This is a genomic window from Burkholderia sp. 572 (assembly GCF_040545135.1).
Lineage (GTDB): Bacteria > Pseudomonadota > Gammaproteobacteria > Burkholderiales > Burkholderiaceae > Burkholderia > Burkholderia cepacia.
Map to the genome: position 1 here is coordinate 157,832 of NZ_JBEPLH010000004.1, position 20,105 is coordinate 177,936.

General features: G+C 67.6%; 15 protein-coding genes. 3 read left to right on the forward strand and 12 right to left on the reverse strand.

Annotated elements, in window-relative coordinates:
• Positions 1-169: 169 nt before the first annotated feature.
• From ABIC51_RS09240 to ABIC51_RS09250, 3 genes are read right to left on the reverse strand one after another with little or no spacing between them, the layout of a single operon-like run.
• On the reverse strand, positions 170-1,636 hold the full coding sequence (locus ABIC51_RS09240) for an efflux transporter outer membrane subunit (protein WP_146254125.1): 1,467 nt from the start codon (positions 1,634-1,636) through the stop codon (positions 170-172).
• Positions 1,636-4,773: a multidrug efflux RND transporter permease subunit gene (locus ABIC51_RS09245; protein ID WP_059682679.1), complete on the reverse strand. Its 3,138-nt coding sequence runs from the start codon at positions 4,771-4,773 to the stop codon at positions 1,636-1,638. The genes ABIC51_RS09240 and ABIC51_RS09245 overlap by 1 nt, the downstream gene beginning before the upstream one ends.
• Positions 4,774-4,793: 20 nt before the next feature.
• Positions 4,794-5,993 carry a MexX/AxyX family multidrug efflux RND transporter periplasmic adaptor subunit gene (locus tag ABIC51_RS09250; protein ID WP_354006419.1) on the reverse strand — a complete coding sequence of 400 codons (1,200 nt, stop codon included), beginning with the start codon at positions 5,991-5,993 and terminating at the stop codon, positions 4,794-4,796.
• Positions 5,994-6,143: 150 nt separating this feature from the next.
• Between ABIC51_RS09250 and ABIC51_RS09255 the strand changes: the two genes are divergently transcribed.
• Positions 6,144-6,791, forward strand: a complete 648-nt coding sequence (locus tag ABIC51_RS09255; RefSeq protein WP_059682682.1) for a TetR family transcriptional regulator — start codon at positions 6,144-6,146, stop codon at positions 6,789-6,791.
• A gap of 339 nt (positions 6,792-7,130) precedes the next feature.
• Positions 7,131-8,393, forward strand: coding sequence for a M23 family metallopeptidase (locus ABIC51_RS09260; RefSeq protein WP_027787460.1), 1,263 nt, complete (start codon positions 7,131-7,133; stop codon positions 8,391-8,393).
• A 166-nt stretch (positions 8,394-8,559) separates the two neighbouring features.
• Here ABIC51_RS09260 and ABIC51_RS09265 read toward each other — a convergent pair whose 3' ends face one another.
• The 8 genes from ABIC51_RS09265 to ABIC51_RS09300 all read right to left on the reverse strand — a co-directional run bounded on the left by ABIC51_RS09265 (position 8,560) and on the right by ABIC51_RS09300 (position 17,537).
• A complete protein-coding gene (locus ABIC51_RS09265) occupies positions 8,560-9,285 on the reverse strand; it encodes an amino acid ABC transporter permease (RefSeq protein WP_091921525.1) in 726 nt (241 codons plus the stop codon).
• A 2-nt stretch (positions 9,286-9,287) separates the two neighbouring features.
• Positions 9,288-10,010 carry an amino acid ABC transporter permease gene (locus ABIC51_RS09270; RefSeq protein ID WP_060205573.1) on the reverse strand — a complete coding sequence of 241 codons (723 nt, stop codon included), beginning with the start codon at positions 10,008-10,010 and terminating at the stop codon, positions 9,288-9,290.
• Positions 10,011-10,104: 94 nt separating this feature from the next.
• Positions 10,105-10,920: an ABC transporter substrate-binding protein gene (locus ABIC51_RS09275; RefSeq protein WP_027787463.1), complete on the reverse strand. Its 816-nt coding sequence runs from the start codon at positions 10,918-10,920 to the stop codon at positions 10,105-10,107.
• Between the two features lie 175 nt (positions 10,921-11,095).
• Positions 11,096-13,030 (reverse strand): rhomboid family intramembrane serine protease, encoded by a 1,935-nt coding sequence (locus ABIC51_RS09280; protein ID WP_175899850.1) that lies wholly within the window; start codon positions 13,028-13,030, stop codon positions 11,096-11,098.
• Between the two features lie 213 nt (positions 13,031-13,243).
• Complete coding sequence (locus ABIC51_RS09285) at positions 13,244-14,356, reverse strand: agmatine deiminase family protein (RefSeq protein ID WP_146254045.1); 1,113 nt, start codon at positions 14,354-14,356, stop codon at positions 13,244-13,246.
• 59 nt (positions 14,357-14,415) lie between these two features.
• The gene (locus ABIC51_RS09290) at positions 14,416-15,528 is read right to left on the reverse strand and encodes a polyamine ABC transporter substrate-binding protein (RefSeq protein ID WP_146254046.1); all 1,113 of its coding nucleotides are present in this window, start codon (positions 15,526-15,528) and stop codon (positions 14,416-14,418) included.
• Between the two features lie 10 nt (positions 15,529-15,538).
• Entirely contained in the window at positions 15,539-16,453 is a 915-nt protein-coding gene (aguB, locus tag ABIC51_RS09295; protein WP_021163174.1) for an N-carbamoylputrescine amidase, read from the reverse strand.
• Positions 16,454-16,499: 46 nt separating this feature from the next.
• Positions 16,500-17,537, reverse strand: coding sequence for an agmatine deiminase family protein (locus ABIC51_RS09300; protein WP_146254047.1), 1,038 nt, complete (start codon positions 17,535-17,537; stop codon positions 16,500-16,502).
• Positions 17,538-17,638: 101 nt separating this feature from the next.
• Here ABIC51_RS09300 and ABIC51_RS09305 point away from each other — a divergent pair, with 101 nt between their 5' ends.
• Positions 17,639-18,568 carry a LysR family transcriptional regulator gene (locus ABIC51_RS09305; RefSeq protein WP_060084836.1) on the forward strand — a complete coding sequence of 310 codons (930 nt, stop codon included), beginning with the start codon at positions 17,639-17,641 and terminating at the stop codon, positions 18,566-18,568.
• A 76-nt stretch (positions 18,569-18,644) separates the two neighbouring features.
• Here ABIC51_RS09305 and ABIC51_RS09310 read toward each other — a convergent pair whose 3' ends face one another.
• On the reverse strand, positions 18,645-19,949 hold the full coding sequence (locus ABIC51_RS09310) for an MFS family transporter (RefSeq protein ID WP_021163178.1): 1,305 nt from the start codon (positions 19,947-19,949) through the stop codon (positions 18,645-18,647).
• Positions 19,950-20,105 lie beyond the last annotated feature (156 nt).

Consider the following 20,105-nt stretch of genomic DNA (forward strand, 5'->3'; position numbering starts at 1 on the left):
CGCGCGCGTGCGTGCGTTGCCGCAGGATGAAAAACGTCCCGGCCGGCCTGTCGATGGGGAAAGATATCGCTGGAACCAGCGGTATGGATCGAAGGAAGCGGCGGCAGCACGTCGAAACGTACCGCCGCCGTCATGCCGCCCGACGCGCTGCGGCGTCAGGCGACGGGCATTACGCGGAAGCCGCGGCCTCCGCCGACGCCGGCGACCAGCCGCCGCCGAGCGCGCGGTACAGCGCGATCGCATTCGCGAGCCTGAGCTGCTTGAGCCGGATCAGTTCCTGCCCTGACTCGTACGTGCTGCGCTGCGCGTCGAGGAGTTCGAGATACGTCGCGACGCCGCCCGCGTAGCGGCGCTCCGCGAGCTTCAGCCGAGCGCCGTCGGCCGCATACACGTCCTGCTGCGCGGCGAGCTGGCGATCGATCCAGTCGCGCGCGGCGAATGCGTCGGCCACTTCGCGGAACGCGGTTTGCACCGTCTTCTCGTAATCGGCCACCGCGATGTGCTTGCGCGCGTTCGCGACGTCGAGGTTCGCGCGGTTGCGTCCGCCCGCGAAGATCGGCAACGTGATGCGCGGCGCGAACGTCCACACGCTCGTGCCGCCGGCAAACAGGCTCGAGAACGCATCGCTGACCGAGCCGTAGTCGCTCGTCAGCGTGATGCGCGGAAAGAATGCCGCGCGCGCGGCGCCGATCTGCGCGTTGGCGGCCTTCAGCCGCGCCTCCGCCTGCCGGATGTCCGGCCGCCGTTCGAGCAGCGCACTCGGTGCGCCGGGCGCCACGGGCGCGATCGACAGCCCGTCGAGCGCGGTCGTGTCGCCGGGCACGTTGCGCGCGAAGTCGCCCGCGAGCAACTGCAGCGCCCGCACCGACTGCGCATGCTCGCGCTGCAGCGCGGCCTGCGATGCGCGCGCGGATGCCACCAGCATCTCGGCCGAGCGCAGCTCGATCGCGTCGCTCGTGCCGGCCGCATAACGACGCTGCGTAAGCGCGGCCATGCGTTCGCGCGCGTCCAGCGTGCGCTGCGCCAGCGCGAGCTGCTCGTGCAGCGAGCGCTCCGACACGTACGCGCCCGCCACGTCGGCGATCACGCCGATGCGCACCGTGCGTTGCGCGTCGGCCGTCGCGAAATACTCGGCGAGCGCCGCATCGGACAGGCTGCGCACGCGGCCGAACAGGTCGAGCTCGTACGCGCTGATGCCGACGCCCGCACGATACAGCCCGCTGATCGCGCTTTCGCGCACGACCGGGTCGTACTGGCGCGCACGCTCATAACCCAGATTCGCATCGACCGACGGCATCAGGTCCGCGCGCTGCACGCCGTACAGCGCGCGCGCTTCCTCGAGCCGGCCGGCGGCGACCCGCAGGTCGCGGTTGTTCGCGAGCGCCGCGTCGATCCACGCCTGCAGCGCGGCATCGGTGAAATACGCGCGCCAGTCGTCGAGCAACGCGGCATCGGCGGGCGATGCCGCGGCCGCCGCCGCCGCCGGCGCGGCACTGTCGTCGACCGGCGCATAGGTCGCCGGCACGGGCGCCGCCGGCCGCTCGTAACGCGGTGCGAGCGTGCAGCCGGCCAGCGCGAGCGCGGCGGCCAGCGCAACCTGAACCCGCAGCGCTGCCTGTGCATTCAGCGCAAACATCATTGAGAACCCTCCATCGCCGCCGGCTGCGCTCCGCCGCGCCGGCGCGGGCCGACGTCGAACAGGCGGCCGACGATCACGAAAAACAGCGGAACGAGGAACACCGCGAGCACGGTCGCCGTGATCACCCCGCCGAGCACGCCGGTGCCGATCGCCATCTGCGCGCCGGACGCGGCGCCCGACGCGAACGCGAGCGGCAGCACGCCCACGCCGAACGCGAGCGACGTCATCACGATCGGCCGCAGCCGCAGGCGCGCGGCCTCGAGCGCGGCGTCGACGAGCGACATGCGCTGCGCGACCAGGTCCTTCGCGACTTCGACGATCAGGATCGCGTTCTTCGCGGACAATCCGATCGTCGCGATCAGCCCCACCTTGAAGTAGATGTCGTTCGGCATCATCCGCAGCGTGACGCCGAGCACCGCGCCGATCACGCCGAGCGGCACGACCAGCATCACCGCGAACGGAATCGACCAGCTCTCGTAGAGCGCCGCGAGCGCGAGGAACACGACGAGCACCGACAGCGCGAACAGCATCGGCGCCTGCGCGCCCGACAGCCGCTCCTCGAACGACTGCCCCGACCACGCATAACCGGTGCCGGCCGGCAGCTTCGCCGCGAGTTGCTCGATCGCGGCCATTGCCTCGCCGCTGCTGTGGCCCTGCGCGGCCGAGCCGTTGATCGTGAACGACGGAAAGCCGTTGTAGCGCGTGAGCTGCGGCGGCCCGAGCGTCCAGTGCAGCGTCGTGAACGCCGCAAGCGGCACCATCTCGCCATGCGAGTTGCGCACGCGCAGCTTCTTCACGTCGTCCGGATCGAGCCGGTGCAGCCCGTCGGCCTGCACGATCACGCGCCGCACCTGCGTGCCGTGCATGAAGTCGCCGATATAGTCGGAGCCGAACATCACCGCGAGCGTCGTGTTGATCTCATCCATGGACACGCCGAGCGCGGACGCCTTCGCACGATCGATGTCGAGCTTCAGCTGCGGCGCGTCCTGCGTGCCGGCGAACATCAGGTCGGTCAACGCGGGATCCTTGCGGCCCGCCCCGAGCAGCTGCTCGCGCGCGGCGCTGAACGTCGCGTAGTCGAGCCCGCCGCGGTTCTGCAGCCGGAAGTCGAAACCGCTCGACGAGCCGAGATCGGGCAGCGCCGGCGAGTTCATCGCGAACACCGTCGTGTTCGGCGTGCCCGCGAAGCGCTCGTTGATGCGCGCGACGATCGCCTGCACGTGCGCGTCCGCGGCCTTGCGCTCCTTCCAGTTCTTCAGCGTGACGAAGATCATCCCGCCGTTCGGCCCTTCGCCGTACAGGTTGAAGCCGCCGAGCGCGAACGTATACGCGGCCGGCTCGTCATGGCGGATGTACGACTCGACTTCCCGCACGCTCTGCATCGTTTCCGCGAGCGGCGTGCCTTGCGGTCGGATCACCATCACCATGAAGTTGCCCTGGTCCTCGTCCGGCAGGAACGCGGTCGGCAGTTGCGTGAGCATCAGCCCCGCGGCCGCGGTCAGCGCGCCGTACACGACGAGCCAGCGCACCGGCTTCTTCAGCATCTTGCCCACGCGCGTCGCGTAGCGCTGCGTCGAACGCGCGACGAAGCGGTTGAACCAGCCGAAGAAGCCGCGCTTCTCGTGATGTTCGCCGGACACGGGCCTGAGCAGCGTCGCGCACAGCGCGGGCGTGAGCGACAGCGCGAGGAAGGCCGAGAAACCGATCGACACCGCGAGCGACAGCGCGAACTGCCGGTAGATGTTGCCCACCGCGCCGCCGAAGAATGCCATCGGCACGAACACCGACGTCAGCACCACGGTGATGCCGACGATCGCGCCGCTGATCTGCTTCATCGCCTTGACGGTCGCGTCGTACGGCCCGAGCCCCTCCTCGACCATCAGCCGCTCGACGTTCTCGACCACGACGATCGCGTCGTCGACGAGGATGCCGATCGCGAGCACCATCCCGAACATCGTCAGCACGTTGATCGAGAAACCGGCCGCATACATCACGCCGAACGTGCCCGCGAGCGCGACCGGCACGACGAGCGTCGGGATCAGCGTCGCGCGCAGGTTCTGCATGAACAGGAACATCACGAGGAACACGAGCACGCCGGCCTCGATCAGCGTCGTGACGACCTTGTTCATCGACACGCGCACGAACGACGACGTCTCGTACGGGATCTGGTACTTCACGCCCGGCGGGAAATACGCGGACAGCTCGTCCATCGTCGCGCGCACGCGCTTCTCGGTGGATACCGCGTTCGAGCCCGGCGCGAGCTTGATGCCCATCCCGGTCGCGACCTTGCCGTTCACGTACGACGGGTAGTTGTAGTCGTTGCCGCCGAACTCGACGCGCGCGACGTCGCGCAGATACAGCGCGGAGCCGTCGGCCTGCGTGCGCAGCGCGATCGCGCCGAACTCGGCCGGCGTCTTCAGCGGCGCATCGGCGAACACGGTCGCCGCGATCGGTGCGCTGGCCGGCACCGCGGTGCGGCCGATGTCGCCGATCGTCACGCGTGCGTTGTGCGCGCGCACCGCCGACGCGATATCCGACGCGGTGAGGCCGTGCCCGGCCATCTTCACCGGGTCGGGCCAGATCCGCATCGCATATTCGGCGCCCCAGAACTGCACGCGGCCGACGCCGTCGACACGGCGCAGCGCCTGCACGACGTTCGCCGACGCATATTCGCCGAGCTGCACGTCGGTCATCCGCCCGTCGTCGGATGTCAGCGACACCACGAGCTGGATGTTGTCGGCGGCCTTCTCGACCTGGATGCCGTCGCGCCGCACCGGTTCCGGCAGCCGCGCATCGACCGTCTTCAGCCGGTTCTGCACTTCGACGGCCGCGAGATCGGCGTTGACGCCCTGCTTGAACGTCAGGTACAGCGACGCCGCGCCGGCGCTGCTCGTCGCGGACGTATACATCAGCCCCGGCGCGCCGTTCATTTCGCGCTCGATCAGCGCGGTCACCGATTCCTCGACGACCTGCGCGGATGCGCCCGGGTACGTCGCATAGATGCTGACGACGGGCGGCGCGATGTCCGGGTACTGCGCAACGGGCAGCGAGCGGATCGCGAATGCGCCGCCCAGCATGATGAAGATTGCGATCACCCACGCGAAGACGGGGCGATCGATGAAGAAACGTGCCATGGTGGTGTGGTGTTAACCGGTCAGGTTTGACGGGCGGCCGCCTGCGAAGCGGCCGCTGCCGGCGCCGCTTTCGACGGCGGCGCCTTCTCGACGGGCTTGACGGCCGTATCGGGCGCGAACTGCGCGGCATCGTCGACGATCACGCGCTCGCCGCCCGCGAGGCCGCGCGTGATGCGCCAGTCGTGGCCGCTCATCTGGTCGGCGGCGACCTCGACGTCCTTGACCTTGCCGTTCGTGCCGACCACGCGCACCGACGTGCGGTCGGCCGTGCGCAGCAGCGCATCGCGCGGCACGAGGATCGCCCGCTGGTCGACCGCCGTGTCGAGCGCGATCCGCACGTACGCGCCCGGCAGCAGTTCGCGCTCCGGATTCGGGAACAGCGCGCGCATCGCGACGGTGTCGGTGGTCGGATCGACCGCGAGATCGCTGAACAGCAGCTTGCCCTTCAGCGGGTACGCGGTGCCGTCGGCGCGCAGCAGCGTCACCGTGATGTCGTGCTGCGCGATACCCGTCGCGCGTCCGCTCTTCACCGCCCGGCGCAACGCGTCGACGTCGGCGGCCGGCTGCGAGAAGTTCACGTAGATCGGGTCGAGCTGCTCGACGGTCGTGAGCGGTGTCGCCTGGTCCTGGCCGACGAGCGCACCCTCGGTCACGAGCGCGCGCCGTGCGCGGCCCGCGATCGGCGCGGTGACCGTCGCATAGTCGAGCTGCAACTGCGCGCGTGCGAGTTCCGCCTTCGCGGACGCAACGTCGGCCTTCGCCTGCGTGTCGCCGGCAACGGCCTCGGTGTGATCGCGCTCGCTCACCGCGCGATCGCGCACGAGATCGTCGTAACGGCGGCGCTTGTCGCTCGCCGAGAGCGCGGCGGCCTGCGCCTTCGCGAGCGCCCCCTGCGCGGCGTCGCGCGCGGCCTTCAGCGGCGCGGGATCGATGCGGAACAGCACCGCGCCCTGCTTCACTTCCTGGCCTTCCTCGTAGGTGCGTGCGGTCACGATGCCCGCGACCCTCGCACGCACTTCCGCCTGCCGGTATGCATCGAGCCGACCCGGCAATTCGACGGTCATCGGCACGGCCGTCGGACGCACCGTCACGACCGTCGCCTGTTTCGCGGCCTCCGGCGCGGTGTCCTTGTCGCCCTTTCCACATCCGGCCAGGGCCAGCACGGCCGCCAGCGCGAACGGCGCCAGCCGGTGGCGCAACAGGGAGCGATTGTTATTCATATGTGACCTCGGATCGTTCGCCGCCGATACAATGCGGCGGCTCAGGGTGGCCGATTATAATCAGTCACGATTGATTAAATACGTGCCGCTTCAATCTGACCGTCATACTGTCTCAATAAAACGACAGCGAACTGTAAGGAATTTCAGGACATGGCCCGCAAGACCCGCGAAGAATCGCTCGCCATCAAGCACCGGATCCTCGATGCCGCCGAACTCGTGCTGCTTGAGAAAGGCGTCGCGCAAACCGCGATGGCGGATCTCGCCGAGGCCGCCGGGATGTCGCGCGGGGCCGTCTACGGCCACTACCGCAACAAGATGGAAGTGTGTCTGGCGATGTGCGACCGCGCGTTCGCGCGCACGTCGGAAGGCTTCGACGCGGGCGACGGGCTGCCGCCGCTCGCCACGCTGCGGCGCGCCGCCTCGCACTATCTTCAGGAATGCGGCGAGCCGGGCCCGATGCAGCGCGTGCTCGTGATCCTCTATACGAAGTGCGAACAGAGCGAGGAAAACGGCGCGCTGCAGCGCCGCCGCATGCTGCTCGAATTGCAGATGCTGCGGATCACGAAGGCGCTGCTGCGCCGCGCGATCGCGGCCGGTGAACTCGCCGCCGATCTCGACGTGCACCTGGCCGCCGTCTATCTCGTGTCGCTGCTCGAAGGCGTGTTCGCGTCGATGATCTGGACCAACCGGCTGCGCGGCAACCTGTGGAACGACGCCGAGGCCATGCTCGACGCCGGCTTCGACACCGTGCGCACGTCCGACGCGTTGCGCGGCCGCGCGCACAAATTGCCGGACTGACGAAATTTGTCGTAATAAATGCTGATTTAACCCGATTTATCGCACTGCGAAACGAATGAGCTGACCCTCTTTAAAATTTTTAACGTTGTGCGGAACACCGGTAGACTGGCGCTGTCATCTTTCTTTAGCGTCTTCGTGATAACCGGGTTCGACCCGGTATGCACGCCGCCGTTCGAAGCGGGCCCGCCCCGCGCGTTGGGTCGAACGGAAACGACACAGGCCCCTGGCGGGGCCTGTTTTGTTGCACGCCCGCCGCCCGCCCCCGTCGCCGCCCGACGGATGTGCCGCCGGCGGCCCCTGCCCACACCCCTTTGAACCGCTTTCCTGGATGTGGACACCTTGGTCAAGTCTGCCGCTACCCCTGATGCTTTCGCGCCCGGCCGCGCGCAGCGCGTCGTGCGCGCGCTCGTGCCGGCCGCCGTGCTCGGCGCCCTCGCCGCACTCGGCCTCGCCGCGCTGCCGGCCGTGTCGCAACTGCCGGGCGCCGTCGACTCGGGCACGGCCGCGCTGCCGCAGCGCGTGCTGTCCGACACGCCGTTTCCCACCGCGCAGCATTTCGTGACGAGCGAGCTCGCCCGCACGATCGGCGAGCGCAACGATTCCGACGAACACCACGACCGCAGCCAGCAGCCGGGCCTGTTCGCGCCGCTCAGCGCGCACCGCAACGACATGCTCGGTTATGCGAACCTGTTCCAGTTCGCGGCCCCCGAAAACCGGCACGGCATGCGCGCGGGCGACATCGAGCTCACGCTGTCCGATACGCTGAACCGTCTCGACGTGCCGCCCGAGGTGCGTATCCAGCTCGGCGATCTCGTCAGCGGCAAGGTCGCGATGCGCGCGAGCGCGCAGCGCGGCGACTACTACCGCGTCGCGTTCGATACGAACGACGGCACGCCGCGCCTTACCGCGCTCGAACTGCGCGTCGCCGGCCGCACGTTCGGCGCGATCTGGTTCCGCGCGCCGGGCGCCGAGCACGGCGCGTACTACGCGCTCGACGGCTCGCCGCTCGAAGCCGCCGCATTCACGATGCCGGTCAAATGGACGCGCATCAGCTCGTTCTTCGGCGAGCGCGTCCATCCGCTGTCGCAGGCGATGGCGTTCCACACGGGCGTCGATCTCGCCGCGCCGACCGGCACGCCCGTCGACGCGGCGGCCGACGGCGTCGTGTCGTTCGTCGGCACCGATCCGGGCGGCTACGGCCGCTACGTGATCGTCGATCACGCCGACGGTTACTCGACCTACTACGCGCACCTGTCGGCGTTCGCGCACGGTCTCAAGACGGGCGAAACCGTGAAGCAGGGCCAGCGCATCGGCTCGGTCGGGATGACCGGCGCCGCGACGGGCCCGCACCTGCACTTCGAGGTGCGGGTCGCGAACAACCCGGTCGACCCGCTCGTCACGCTCGCGAGCGCGCAGACGGCGCTGTCCGACATGCAGCTCACCGCATTCCGCCAGGAAGCGGCGCAATGGCGCTTCCGTCTCGCGTCGATCAATACGGCGCCGTTCGCGTTCGCGCAGAACGACGGGCCGCTGTGGGGCGATTTCGCGACCGACACGTCGACGCTGCGCGCGGTCTTCAATACGCACTACGCCGCGTCGTGACGCACAGGCCGCCCGCCGTCGCTCGACGAACAGCGGCGCGCGGCCGCCCCTCCCCTTTCCTTGTGCGTGCTGCCCGTCGGGCCCGACCAGCCCGGCGCGTTGTCCGCCGCGAAGATTCCCCGACACTGCCGCCTCACCGGCACGTCGATGCGGCCGCGGCTCGCCGTTACCGCGCCGGTTCCGTGTACTCGGCCGCCGCATCCGCGGCGCGTTGCGTGCGCGGGCGGCGTGACAACAGCCAGCGTGCCGCGCCGTCGAGCGACGTACACAGCACCAGGTAGATCAGCGCGACGAACAGGAAGATCTGCGCCGGATACACCATCAGCCGGTTGTTCACCTGCGTCGCGACGAACGACAGTTCAGGCACGCCGACGATATAGGCGAGCGACGTGTCCTTCACGAGCGCGACCCACTGATTGATGAACGACGGCGTCATGATCCGGATCGCCTGCGGCAGCAGCACGTAGCGCACCGTCTGCCAGCGCGTGAGACCGAGCGACAGCCCGGCCTGCCATTGCCCGTCGCCGGCCGCGACGATGCCCGCATGCACCGCGTGCGCGAGATACGCGCCGCCGATCAGCGCGAGCGCGCACACGACCGTCGCGAGCCCCGGCACGTCCATGTGCAGCAGCACGGGCATCAGGAAGTAGGTCCAGAAAATCAGCATCAGCACGGGAATCGCGCGGAAGAAGCCGATGAACGCGAGCAGCAGCACGCGCGCGGGGCCGCGCGCGAGCGCCATGGCAACGCCGAGCGCGATGCCGAGCACGGCCGATGCAACGGCCGACGCGATCGCGAGCAGCAGCGACAGCGCGGCGCCGCCGAGCGGCCCTTCCGGGAACGCGCCGACGAGCAGGTACGGCAGATTGGCGAGCAGCAGCGAAAAATCCATCGTCAGCGCCCCGCTCCCAGCCGGTCGCGCCATTGCGTCGCCGCATACGCGCCCGCTTCGATCGCGGCCACCGCCGCGACGTACAGCACGGTCGCCACGCCGAATGCGGCGAAGGTCTTGAACGTTTCGGTCTCGACCTGCCGCGATGCATACGACAGCTCGGCCACGCCGATCGCCATCGCAAGCGACGAGTTCTTCACGAGATTCATGTACTGGCCGAACAGCGGCGGCAACGCGATGCGCACGGCCTGCGGCAGCACCACGTAGCGCAGCGACTGCATCGGCGTGAGGCCGAGCGCGGCCGCCGCATCGTGCTGCGCGCGCCGCACGCCGCGCAGGCCGGCTTCGCATTCCTCCGCGACGAACGCGGCCGTATACGCGCTCAGCCCGACCCAGCCCGCGACGAATTCGAACGACGGCCATGCGAGCGTGAACGGGCCCATGCTCAACGCATGGCGCGCGTTCAGCCATGCGACCCACGTGTCGGGCAGCAGCGACGCGACACCGAAATACCAGAACAGCAACTGCACGAGCAGCGGCGTGTTGCGGAACGTGACGACGTACGCGGCTGCCGCCGCGCGCGGTGCCGTGCCGCGCGCATGCCGCATGACCGCGAGCAGCAGACCGCCGGCGGTCGCGGCGACGGCCGACGCGGCCGCGAGACCGAGCGTCAGCAGGAAGCCCTGCCAGAGCCAGGACAGATATTTGGGAGCCAACCCGAGCATGCTGTGTTGCGGGCGCGAAGCGCGCGATCGGAAGTCAACGGAAAGCGCCGCGAGGCCGATGATCCGGCCGGTCGCGGCGCGCGTGCGATGCGGATCAGGTCTTGTCGCCGATCCGGAAGATGCGCGTGAGCGGCGTCTTCGTCGTCGGCCCGAACCATGCGTCGTAGATCTGCACGGCACGGCCGTTCGCCTCGAGCCCCTTCAGCGTGTCGTTGACGAAGCCGAGCAGGCGCGTCTCGCCTTTCGGCACGCCGACGCCCATGTAGTCGTTCGAGATCGTGAACGCCGGGATCTCGTAGTTCTGCTTGTCCGGCACGTTCGCGAGCAGGCCGATCAGCTTCGGGCCGTCCTGCGTGATCGCCTGCACGTTGCCGGCGCGCAGCGCGGCGAACGCGAACGGCGTGTCGTCGTACGCGACGATCGTCGCCTTCGGGAATTTCTCGCGCAGCGTGATTTCGTTGGTCGTGCCCTTGTCGGCGCCGACGCGCAGCCCGTTCAACTGGTCGGCCGATTTCAGCACGCCCTTCTTCGCGAGAAACTGCTGGCCCGACGAGAAATACGGAATGCTGAAGTCGACCTGCTTCGCGCGCTCGTCGGTGATCGTGAAGTTCGCGAGCACGAGATCGACCTTGCCGGACGTCAGGAACGGAATGCGGTTCGCGGGGTTGGTCGGCTGGAGCTGCAGCTTCACGCCGAGCTTGTCGGCGAGCGCCTTCGCATAGTCAACGTCGAGACCGACGATGTGATTGCTTTTGCCGTCGACATAGCCGAACGGCGGGTTGCTGTCGAACGTCGCGACGCGCAGCACGCCGGCCTTCTTGATATCGTCGAGACGGTCCGCATGCGCGACGGTGCCTGCGGTAACGAGCGCAGCCCCGACGAGCCACGTAGCGAGAGTGTGGATTTTCATGAGCACGACCTGATTTGTTATGAAGGCCGCCGCGGATCGCGCGGCGGCCCGGTTCGAAGAACATCGCGACGGAGTGTGTCGTCGCGAAGCCGCTAACGTATCAGCGCGTGCGGCGAATCCGAACCAACAAATGGTGCTTTGCTCAGCGGGTTTCGTGATGAGGCTGGCGGCGCGGTCACGCGCCGTCAGCGCCCTCTTCCCCGTCCGCGAACGCCGCACACAGGAATTCGCCTGCGTCCGTGTCTTGCAGATAATCGAGCGAGCGGTCCATGCTGAGGAACGACAGCGTGCCCGCAGCGCCCAGTGCGTAGAGCGTGCGATGGTCTGGCGCGAAGATCACCTGCGACACGCCGCCCGCCACCGGAAATTCGCCGACCGTTCGGCGGGTCGCCACCTTGATCACGCGCATCGGCGAACCGTCGTACGCGGTCACGGCGATCAGCTTGCCATCATCGCTGCCGTCGAAGCTGTGTGCCGAAGTCTGGCAGACCGGATAGGTCTTCAGCGACGCCAGGCTCGCCGGGTCCACCCATTTGACCGACGACGCGCCGTAGAACCATGTTCCCGCGCCCGGCGCGCCCGGTTCCGCCCGGATGAACCCTGCATCGAGCGGATACGAGCGGAGCGGCTCGTTCGTCGACGTATCGAACGCGACGATCGTGCCTTTCTGCATCGCGTTGACATTCAGTTGCTTGCCGTCCGGCGACAGCCACATCGACAGTGACCGCCCGAACTCGACGCCCGCCCCGTCGCCATCACCCAGTTTCAGCGTCGCGACGACCTGCGGCCAGTGCGTAATGCTGACGACGGACACCGTATCGTCGACGCCGTTCAGCACGTAGAGCCTGTCGTGCGATGCCGATGCGACGATCGCACGCGGAAACCGACCGAGCATCGCACTGTCGACGATCTTGCCGCTCGCCAGATCGATACGTACGACGCTGTCCTCGCGCATCGACGTCACATACGCATAGCGCTCATCCGGGCTGACAACTACTCCGCTCGCGCCGCGGCCGCGGCACATGTTGCTTGGACAACCGTTGAGCCCCGTCTTGAATGGCTCGCCGGCAATCGTTTGGACCACCGTGCGCTTGTCGACGTCGACGACGACGAGCGTGTTCTCGTCGTTGTCGGTGATGTACAGGCGCTTGCCCGACGCTCCCATGACCATTGCATAGGTACCCTTGCCGACCGGGACGACCGTGCCTGCGGCCAGTTCCGCGGACACGGGTGCGGCGCGATGCTGCTCGTCCTCGCGGATCTGCTCGGCGATCGTGTCCGCATCGCGCTTCGCCTGCTGCCGCGCGTCGTCCTGCGCACGCTCGCGATCCACGGCCGTGCGTAGCTCCTGCAGCTCCGCGCTGCCCGCGCGCTGCGCCGCAAACAACATCACGCCGCTACCCAGCACCGCCAGCGTGACCGGCAGCACCGCACCACGCAGCGAAGCGCCCGAAGGACGAAAACCGTACAGTATCCAGCCGGCGACGAAACCCGTGACGACACCGCCAAGATGCGCAGCCTGGTCGATACCTGAAATGAAGAATCCCGACGCCAGGTTGATGGCGATCACCTGGGCCACCGCGCCGAGATTGATGACGACGCCCGCATCGCGACCGCGGTCCGCACGCCGGTGCAATGCGAGCGCGGCGGCCGCGCCGGCCAGTCCCATCAGCGCGCCCGACGCACCGACGCTGACGACCGGGCGGATGCCGCTCGTCGGCATCACGATGCCGAACGCGACCTGCATTGCGCTGACCTCGTGATGCCCGGACCAGAGCGCGCTCAGCAGCGAGCCGCCGAGCGCCGACAGCAGGTACGCGACGCCGAACCGCAGTGAGCCGCCCGCGCGCTCGAGCACGGTGCCGAGCACGATCAGCATGTAAAGGTTCAGCGCCAGATGCAGCCAACCGCCGTGCAGGAACGCGCTGGTCAGCAGGCGCCACGGCTGCCCGGTCAGCGTATATGGCGCGAAGTTGGCGCCCCAGCCGAGCAGCAGACTGTTCGTCAGCGCACCGTACGATGCCTGTCGCCACATCAGCACGAAGACGGCGAGGTTGACGACGGCCAGCAGGATCGTCAGGCCCGGAACGGATGATCGTTGTTCTTTCATGGATATTTTTTCAATCGTCGATGGCGCCTCGGACAGGCGTTGGCGATTGTATATCCTGGACACGCGAATGATCGGAACAAAAAAAGACGCCCGCTGCACGCAGCGGGCGCGAATCCCAGTCAAGGAGGTGTCACACGAACTACGGGTTCAGGTTACGGAAATCGTCCGCAACGGACAACGAATCGATTTCGATAACGATATGACGCGACACGCTCACGCCGGCTGCTGTTGCGTGGTGCAGTGGATGCCGCCGCCACCCGCGGCGATGCCGTCGATGTTCAGCTGGATGACCTCGCGGCCGGGAAACAGGTCGACGAGCGTGTCGCGCGTATTGCGGTCGGCACGGCTGTCGCCGAATTGCGGCGCGATCACCGCGCGATTGCACACGTAGAAATTGATGTAGCCGGCCGCGAACTCAGCGTTCTCGTATTGGTGCCGGACGGTCTTCGGGCCCTGCAGCACGACAACCTTCAAGGGGCGCCCCTTCGCATCGGTGGATTTCCGCAGGATCTCCAGATGCTGCCGCGTCACCGCGTGGTCGTACGACGAAGGGTCCGTGTCGAGCCCGGCCACCACGACGCCCGGGCTCGTGAAGCGCGCGTAGAAATCGGTATGCCCGTCGGTGATGTCCTTGCCGGCGATGCCCGGCAACCAGATGATCTTCTTCAGCCCGAGCAGGCGGCTCAGCTCGGCTTCACACTGCGCCTGACTGACGCCCGGATTGCGGTTCGAATTGAGCACGCAGCTGCGCGTGATGATCGCCGTGCCCTCGCCGTCCACCTCGATGCCGCCGCCTTCCAGCACGAGCTTCGTGTCGACCAGCCGCGCGCCGGCGCGTTCGGCCACGAACGGCGCGACTTGCGCGTCCTGGTCGTGTTCCTGCTTGTTGCCCCAGCCGTTGAAATTGAAGCTCACGCCACCGAGCTGCCCCGACGCGTTCTTCACGAACACCGGCCCGGTATCGCGCATCCACAGGTCGTCGACCGGATGCTGGACGAGTTCGACCGACGAGCCGCACAGGCGCGACGCGACCGCGTAATCCTCTTCCCGCACCAGCATCTTGACCGGCTCGTGCGCGGCGATCGCTTTCGCGACCGCGGCAAGATGCTCGCGCACCACCGGCAGCAGCCGCGCGCCCCAGATGTCCGCGCTCGGGCCGAACGCCATCCAGGTCGCCGTGTGCGGCGCGCCTTCGTCCGGCATGTGCCAGGTGGCGCCCTGCTGCGCATGCGCGGCGCGGCCGAACAACCCGCCCATCGCGCCGGCGGCCAGCGCCGCGCCGGAGACGGACAGGCCGCGTTTCAACAGTTGACGTCGTGTAGTCATGGCATTCCTCTTTCGCTTGCCGGTTATTTCGGTTGTTTCGGTTGTTGCAGGGCGGGCCGTCACGGTCGCGCCGTCTTGAAGCCGAGCCAGGTCCGGCCTTCGAGACGCATCGCGGCCGGCGATTCGGCGATCGGCGTGAACAGCGTGCGCCGCGTCGATTCGTCCGGATAGACGCCCGGATCGCGCACCAGCGCCGGATCCATCAGCTTCAGCGCGCCCTGGTTCGCATTCGCGTAGCGCGTCGAGTTCGAGATCTTCGCGATCACGTCCGGACGCAGGATGTAGTTGATGAACGCATGCGCGTTGTCCGGATGTTTCGCGGATGCCGGAATGACCATTGCATCGAACCACATCAGGGTGCCGATCCGCGGAATGTCGTACACGACGTCGCGCTTCGGATCGCGCGCCTTCGCCTTCTGCGCGGCCAGGTTGATCGCGCCGGAAAAACCGACCGTTACGCACAGCTCACCGTCGATCAGCTCGTTGGCGTCGGACGAACCCACGAACTCGCGGATGAATGGCCGGATCTTCATCAGCATCGCCTGCGCGGCCGCGTAGTCCTGCGCGGACGGATGCATCGGATCGCGGCCGACATAGCGCAGCGCCAGCGGCAGCACGGTGCTCGCGGAGTCCTGCAGGCCCAGGCCGCACTTCGCGGCGACGCGCGACGCGATCTCCGGCTTGAACAGCAGGTCGAGGCTGTCGGCCGGCATGTCCTGGCCGAGGATCGCGCGCACCCTGGCGCGGTCGTAGCCGACGCCCACGGTGCCCCACATGTACGGCACGCCGTACTGGTTGCCGGGATCGGACTGCGCCATCTGCTTCAGCAGCGACGGATCGAGATATTTCAGGTTCGGCAGCCGGTGCTTGTCGAGCCTGCGAAACACACCCGCCTGGATCTGCCGGGCCATGAAGTCGTTGGTCGGCCACACGAGGTCGTAACCGCTGTTGCCGGTCAGCAGCTTCGACTGCAGCGTCTCGTCGCTGTCGTACGCGTCGTAGCGCACCTTGATGCCGGTTTCCTTCTCGAAGCCGGCCAGCGTATCCGGCGCGAAGTAATTGCTCCAGTTATAGAGGTTCAGCACCTTCTCTTCGTCGGCGTGCGCCGTTCCCGCCAGCACGCACAGCGCGAGGCCCGGCGCCGCGACACGCAACCATCCTTGCCGTTTCATCGGGCGTCCCTCATCGATAGCAGGACGATACGCCGTCGCTGGTCAGCAACGTGCGATACATCTCCGGACGGCGATCGCGGAAGAAGCCCCACGATTGCCGGTCGGCGCGGATCGCGTCGAGATCGAACGTGTGCACGAGCACCGCCTCGTCGGTGCGGTTCGCCTCGGCCAGCTTCTCGCCGGTGTGATCCGCGATGAAGCTCGACCCGTAGAACACGCCGGTGAGCCCCTGCTGCTGCGGATTGCCGTTGCCGAAACCGGCTTCGCGGCCGATCCGATTGGCCGCCACCACCGGCACCATGTTGGCGGCCGCGTGGCCCTGCATCGTGCGCTGCCAGTGGCCGGACGAATCGAACGCACTGCTGAACGGCTCCGAGCCGATGATGGTCGGAAAGCACAGGATCTCGGCGCCCATCAGCGCGAGGCAACGCGCCGTCTCCGGATACCACTGGTCCCAGCAGATGCCGATGCCGATCCGGCCGAAGCGCGTATCCCACACCTTGAAGCCGGTATCGCCCGGTGTGAAATAGAACTTCTCCGTATAACCCGGCCCGTCCGGGATATGCGTCTTGCGATAGACGCCGAGCACGCGCCCGTCCGCGTCCGCCACGGCGATCGAGTTGTACGCGGCATTGCCCGCACGCTCGAAGAAGCCGATCGGCAGCACGACGCCGAGTTCGCCGGCCAGCGCCGCGAAACGGGCGATCTGCGCGTTGCCTTCGAACGGCTGCGCGAGTTCGAGATGGCGCACGTTCTGGTCGAGGCAGAAGTACGGCATCGCGAACAGCTCCGGGCACAGCACGAGATTCGCGCCCTGCGCGGCGGCCGCGCGGATCAGGCGCTCCGCGGTGGCCATGTTGTCTTCGAGATTCCAGCTGCCCGACGCCATCTGGACGGCGGCGACGGTGATGTGTTTGGACGGCATTGCGATTGCTCCTCGATGGAACCGGTAACCGCTCATGGGACGTCGCTCAGTGCGCGACGGACGGCTGCTGCTGTGTCGAACAGTGGATGCTGCCGCCGCCGATCGACAGCGTCGGGATCGGCAGCATCTGCACCTTGCGCGTCGGGAACGCCCGGCTGAAAGCGTCGCGTGCGGCCTCGTCCTGCTCGACGCCGAATGCGGTCACGATCACCGCGCCGTTCACCACAATGTAGTTCGCATAGCAGTCGCAGTAGCGCTCGGAGCCGAAGCGTTCGCTGACGATCGGCGACGGCAGGTCGAGCAGCTCGAAACGGCGCCCCGCCGCATCGGTCGCGAGCTCCAGCGCGCGGCGGTTTTCCCGCATCACGCGGAAATAGTCGCCCTGTTCCGGCAGTGCGGTCTGGCACAGCATCCGGCCCGGTGCGATGAACGACGCGATGCCGTCCACGTGCCCGTTCGTCTCCACTTCGTCGGGGTTGCCCGGCAGCCACACGATCTTCTCGACGCCCAGCATGCGGCGCAATTCCGCTTCGATCTCCGCGCGGCTCAGGTGCGGATTGCGGTTGGGATGCAGCAGGCAGCTCTCGGTCGTGACCAGCGTGCCCTGCCCGTCGACGTAGAACGAGCCGCCCTCCAGCACCATGTGCGAATTGAAGATCTCGGCGCCGGCCGCGCGCGCGATGTCCTGACCGGCCTGCTGGCAGCCGTCGTACGGCTGGTACTTCTCGCCCCAGCAGTTGAAGCGGAACACGGCCGCGCCCAGCCCGTGCCGTTCGCTGACGAGGAAGATCGGCCCGCAATCGCGCAGCCAGTTGTCCTCGGCCGCGACCGGCAGCACGTCGACGCTCGGGCCCACCAGTTCGCGCGCGGCATCGGCCTGGCTGTGGTGCACCGCGACCACGCAGCGCTGATAGCGCGCGATCGTGCGCGCGACCAGCGCGAATTCGCGGCAGACCTGCGCGTAATGCGTCCCCCACAGGTCCTCGCGATTGTCGAGCACCGGCCATCCGAGCCACGTCGCGTGCATGGATTCCCATTCGGCGGGCATCCGGTAACCGCGCTGGCGAGCATCAAAGCGACCCATCGATCCGACTCCGTTGTGATTGATGAGCGATTTTCCGCCAGGTTAAACTTGATGAATATTGATATTTCTTGGCCGAATCAATCAATTCACCTCATACCTCGATGCAACGCGTTCCGTCCCTGAAACTACTGACCGGCTTCGAAGCCGCGGCCCGGCTGGGCAATTTCTCGCGCGCGGCCGACGAGCTGCACCTGTCGCAGTCGGCGATCAGCCACCAGATCCAGCAGCTGGAAGCGCAGCTCGGGCAACCGCTGTTCCGCCGGCGCGGCCGCGGCGTCGAGCTGACCATCGCCGGCGAGGTCCTGCAGCGCAGCGTCCAGCGCGCGATGGACACGTTGCGCGGCGGGCTCGACCGCATCGCGACCTACCTGAACCCGGGGCTCGTCGTGCTGGTGTGTCCGGCACCGTTGCTGCACGGCTGGCTGCAGCCGCGCCTCGAGCAGTTGCAGCAGGCGCTGCCGGACCTGTGCCCGCTGCTGTCGACCGACGAAACCGCGCGCTACGTCGACGAGATCGACGTCGACATGACGATCGGCACGCGGCCGATGCTGCAGCCGGGCCTGGTCGATATTCCGTTCATGCGGGACGAATGGGTGACGGTGTGCGCGACGCCGCTGGCCGAGACGCTCGCCCGCGTGCCGCGCGCCGAACACGCGCGGCACGCGGGGCTCGTCTGCCTCGAAGCGAGCCTGACCGACGAGCGCATGGCGACCGTCTTTCGCGAGCAGCTGTCGGATTTCCGGATGCAGGCGATCTACGACGACCAGCGGCTCGTGCTGGACGCCGTGCAGCGCGGCCGCGGCATTGCGTGCCTGCCGCGCCTCGTCGCGCAGGCCGGCCTCGACCAGCACGTGCTGACCGTGCTCGCCGACTACCCGCGCCTGCCCGGCACCACATGGTGGCTGTCGCGGATGGAAGGCCCGTCGCGCTCGCCGATCGTCGAGCAGATGTTCGACTGGCTGGTCCAGCAAGGCATCCTGTCGAGCGTGGCCGACCCGGCGCCCGACCACGCACCGCCTCCGCCCGCGTAATCGAATGCCGAAAAAAAACGTCCCGCCGACTGGCGGGACGTTCGTCATGATGCGAATGCGTACGATGCGCGGCCGATCACGGCTCGTGACGCAGGTACCCTTCCTTGCTCGGATCGCGCATCCGCCACGACACGATCAGCGAGATCGCGCACAGCACGGTCACGTACCAGTAGAAGGTTTCCTCGCTGCCGATCGACTTGAACCACAGTGCGACGTACTCGGCCGAGCCGCCGAAGATCGCGTTCGCGACCGCATACGACAGGCCGACGCCCATCGCGCGCACTTCCGGCGGGAACATCTCGGCCTTGATCAGCCCGCTGATCGACGTGTAGAAGCTGACGATCGCGAGCGCGACCGTGATCAGCACGAACGCCGCCACCGGACTCGTCACGTCCTTCAGCGCGTGCATCAGCGGCACCGTGCCGATCACCGCGAACGAGCCGAACAGGATCATCGACGTGCGGCGGCCGATCCTGTCGGACAGCGCGCCGAACACCGGCTGCATCAGCATGTAGACGAGCAGCGCGACGGTCATCACGTTGCTGGCCGTCTTCGCATGCATGCCGGCCGTGTTCACGAGGTACTTCTGCATGTACGTCGTGAACGTGTAGAAGATCAGCGAGCCGCCGGCCGTGAAGCCGACCACCGTGAAGAACGCCCCCTTGTGCTGCCACACGCCGCGGATCGTGCCCGCGTTTTTCTTGTCGCGCGATTCGGACGTCGACGTCTCGTCGAGCGACTTGCGCAGGTACAGCGAGATCAACGCGGCCGCCGCGCCGACCACGAACGGAATGCGCCAGCCCCACGCCTTCAGTTCGTCGCCCGACAGCGTCTGCTGCAGGATCACGAGCACGAGCAGCGCGCACAGCTGGCCGCCGATCAGCGTCACATACTGGAACGACGCGAAGAAGCCGCGGCGGCCCTTCAGCGCCACCTCGCTCATGTAGGTCGCGCTCGTGCCGTATTCGCCGCCCACCGACAGCCCCTGGAACAGCCGCGCAACCAGCAGCAGCGCCGGCGCGAGCGCGCCGATCTGCGCATAGGTCGGCAGCACCGCGATCACGAGCGAGCCGCCGCACATCATCAGCACCGAGATCATCATCGCGTTGCGGCGGCCGTGGCGGTCGGCGATGCGGCCGAACAGCCAGCCGCCGATCGGACGCATCAGGAAGCCGGCCGCGAACACCCCCGCCGTGTTCAGCAGCTGCGTCGTCGTGTTGCCGCTCGGGAAGAATGCCGGCGCGAAGTACAGCGCGCAGAACGAGTAGATGTAGAAGTCGAACCACTCGACGAGGTTGCCCGACGAGGCGCCGACGATGGCGAACACGCGCCGCCGGGTGTCATGCGCGGACAGCGCGGCTTGTTCGGTCTGGACGTCCATGGATTGGTCTGTTCCTTGTAGTACTTTCTGGGCGAGGCGGCTGGGCCGCCGCGTGCGGTCGAACGTGGCACCGGTTCCGGCGCACGGCGCTACGGGATTTTAGCGAAATGTAAAGTAACAGGCTCTCCGGGTTCGTCCGGATGTAGAAAATTTTTC

Excerpts from the sequence above, each read along its gene's own strand:
- ABIC51_RS09240 (WP_146254125.1), bottom strand. The coding sequence starts at position 1,636 with ATGTTTGCGCTGAATGCACAGGCAGCGCTGCGGGTTCAGGTTGCGCTG.
- ABIC51_RS09245 (WP_059682679.1), bottom strand. The coding sequence starts at position 4,773 with ATGGCACGTTTCTTCATCGATCGCCCCGTCTTCGCGTGGGTGATCGCA.
- ABIC51_RS09250 (WP_354006419.1), bottom strand. The coding sequence starts at position 5,993 with ATGAATAACAATCGCTCCCTGTTGCGCCACCGGCTGGCGCCGTTCGCG.
- ABIC51_RS09255 (WP_059682682.1), top strand. The coding sequence starts at position 6,144 with ATGGCCCGCAAGACCCGCGAAGAATCGCTCGCCATCAAGCACCGGATC.
- ABIC51_RS09265 (WP_091921525.1), bottom strand. The coding sequence starts at position 9,285 with ATGGATTTTTCGCTGCTGCTCGCCAATCTGCCGTACCTGCTCGTCGGC.
- ABIC51_RS09270 (WP_060205573.1), bottom strand. The coding sequence starts at position 10,010 with ATGCTCGGGTTGGCTCCCAAATATCTGTCCTGGCTCTGGCAGGGCTTC.
- ABIC51_RS09275 (WP_027787463.1), bottom strand. The coding sequence starts at position 10,920 with ATGAAAATCCACACTCTCGCTACGTGGCTCGTCGGGGCTGCGCTCGTT.
- ABIC51_RS09280 (WP_175899850.1), bottom strand. The coding sequence starts at position 13,030 with ATGAAAGAACAACGATCATCCGTTCCGGGCCTGACGATCCTGCTGGCC.
- ABIC51_RS09285 (WP_146254045.1), bottom strand. The coding sequence starts at position 14,356 with ATGACTACACGACGTCAACTGTTGAAACGCGGCCTGTCCGTCTCCGGC.
- ABIC51_RS09290 (WP_146254046.1), bottom strand. The coding sequence starts at position 15,528 with ATGAAACGGCAAGGATGGTTGCGTGTCGCGGCGCCGGGCCTCGCGCTG.
- aguB (WP_021163174.1), bottom strand. The coding sequence starts at position 16,453 with ATGCCGTCCAAACACATCACCGTCGCCGCCGTCCAGATGGCGTCGGGC.
- ABIC51_RS09300 (WP_146254047.1), bottom strand. The coding sequence starts at position 17,537 with ATGGGTCGCTTTGATGCTCGCCAGCGCGGTTACCGGATGCCCGCCGAA.
- ABIC51_RS09305 (WP_060084836.1), top strand. The coding sequence starts at position 17,639 with ATGCAACGCGTTCCGTCCCTGAAACTACTGACCGGCTTCGAAGCCGCG.
- ABIC51_RS09310 (WP_021163178.1), bottom strand. The coding sequence starts at position 19,949 with ATGGACGTCCAGACCGAACAAGCCGCGCTGTCCGCGCATGACACCCGG.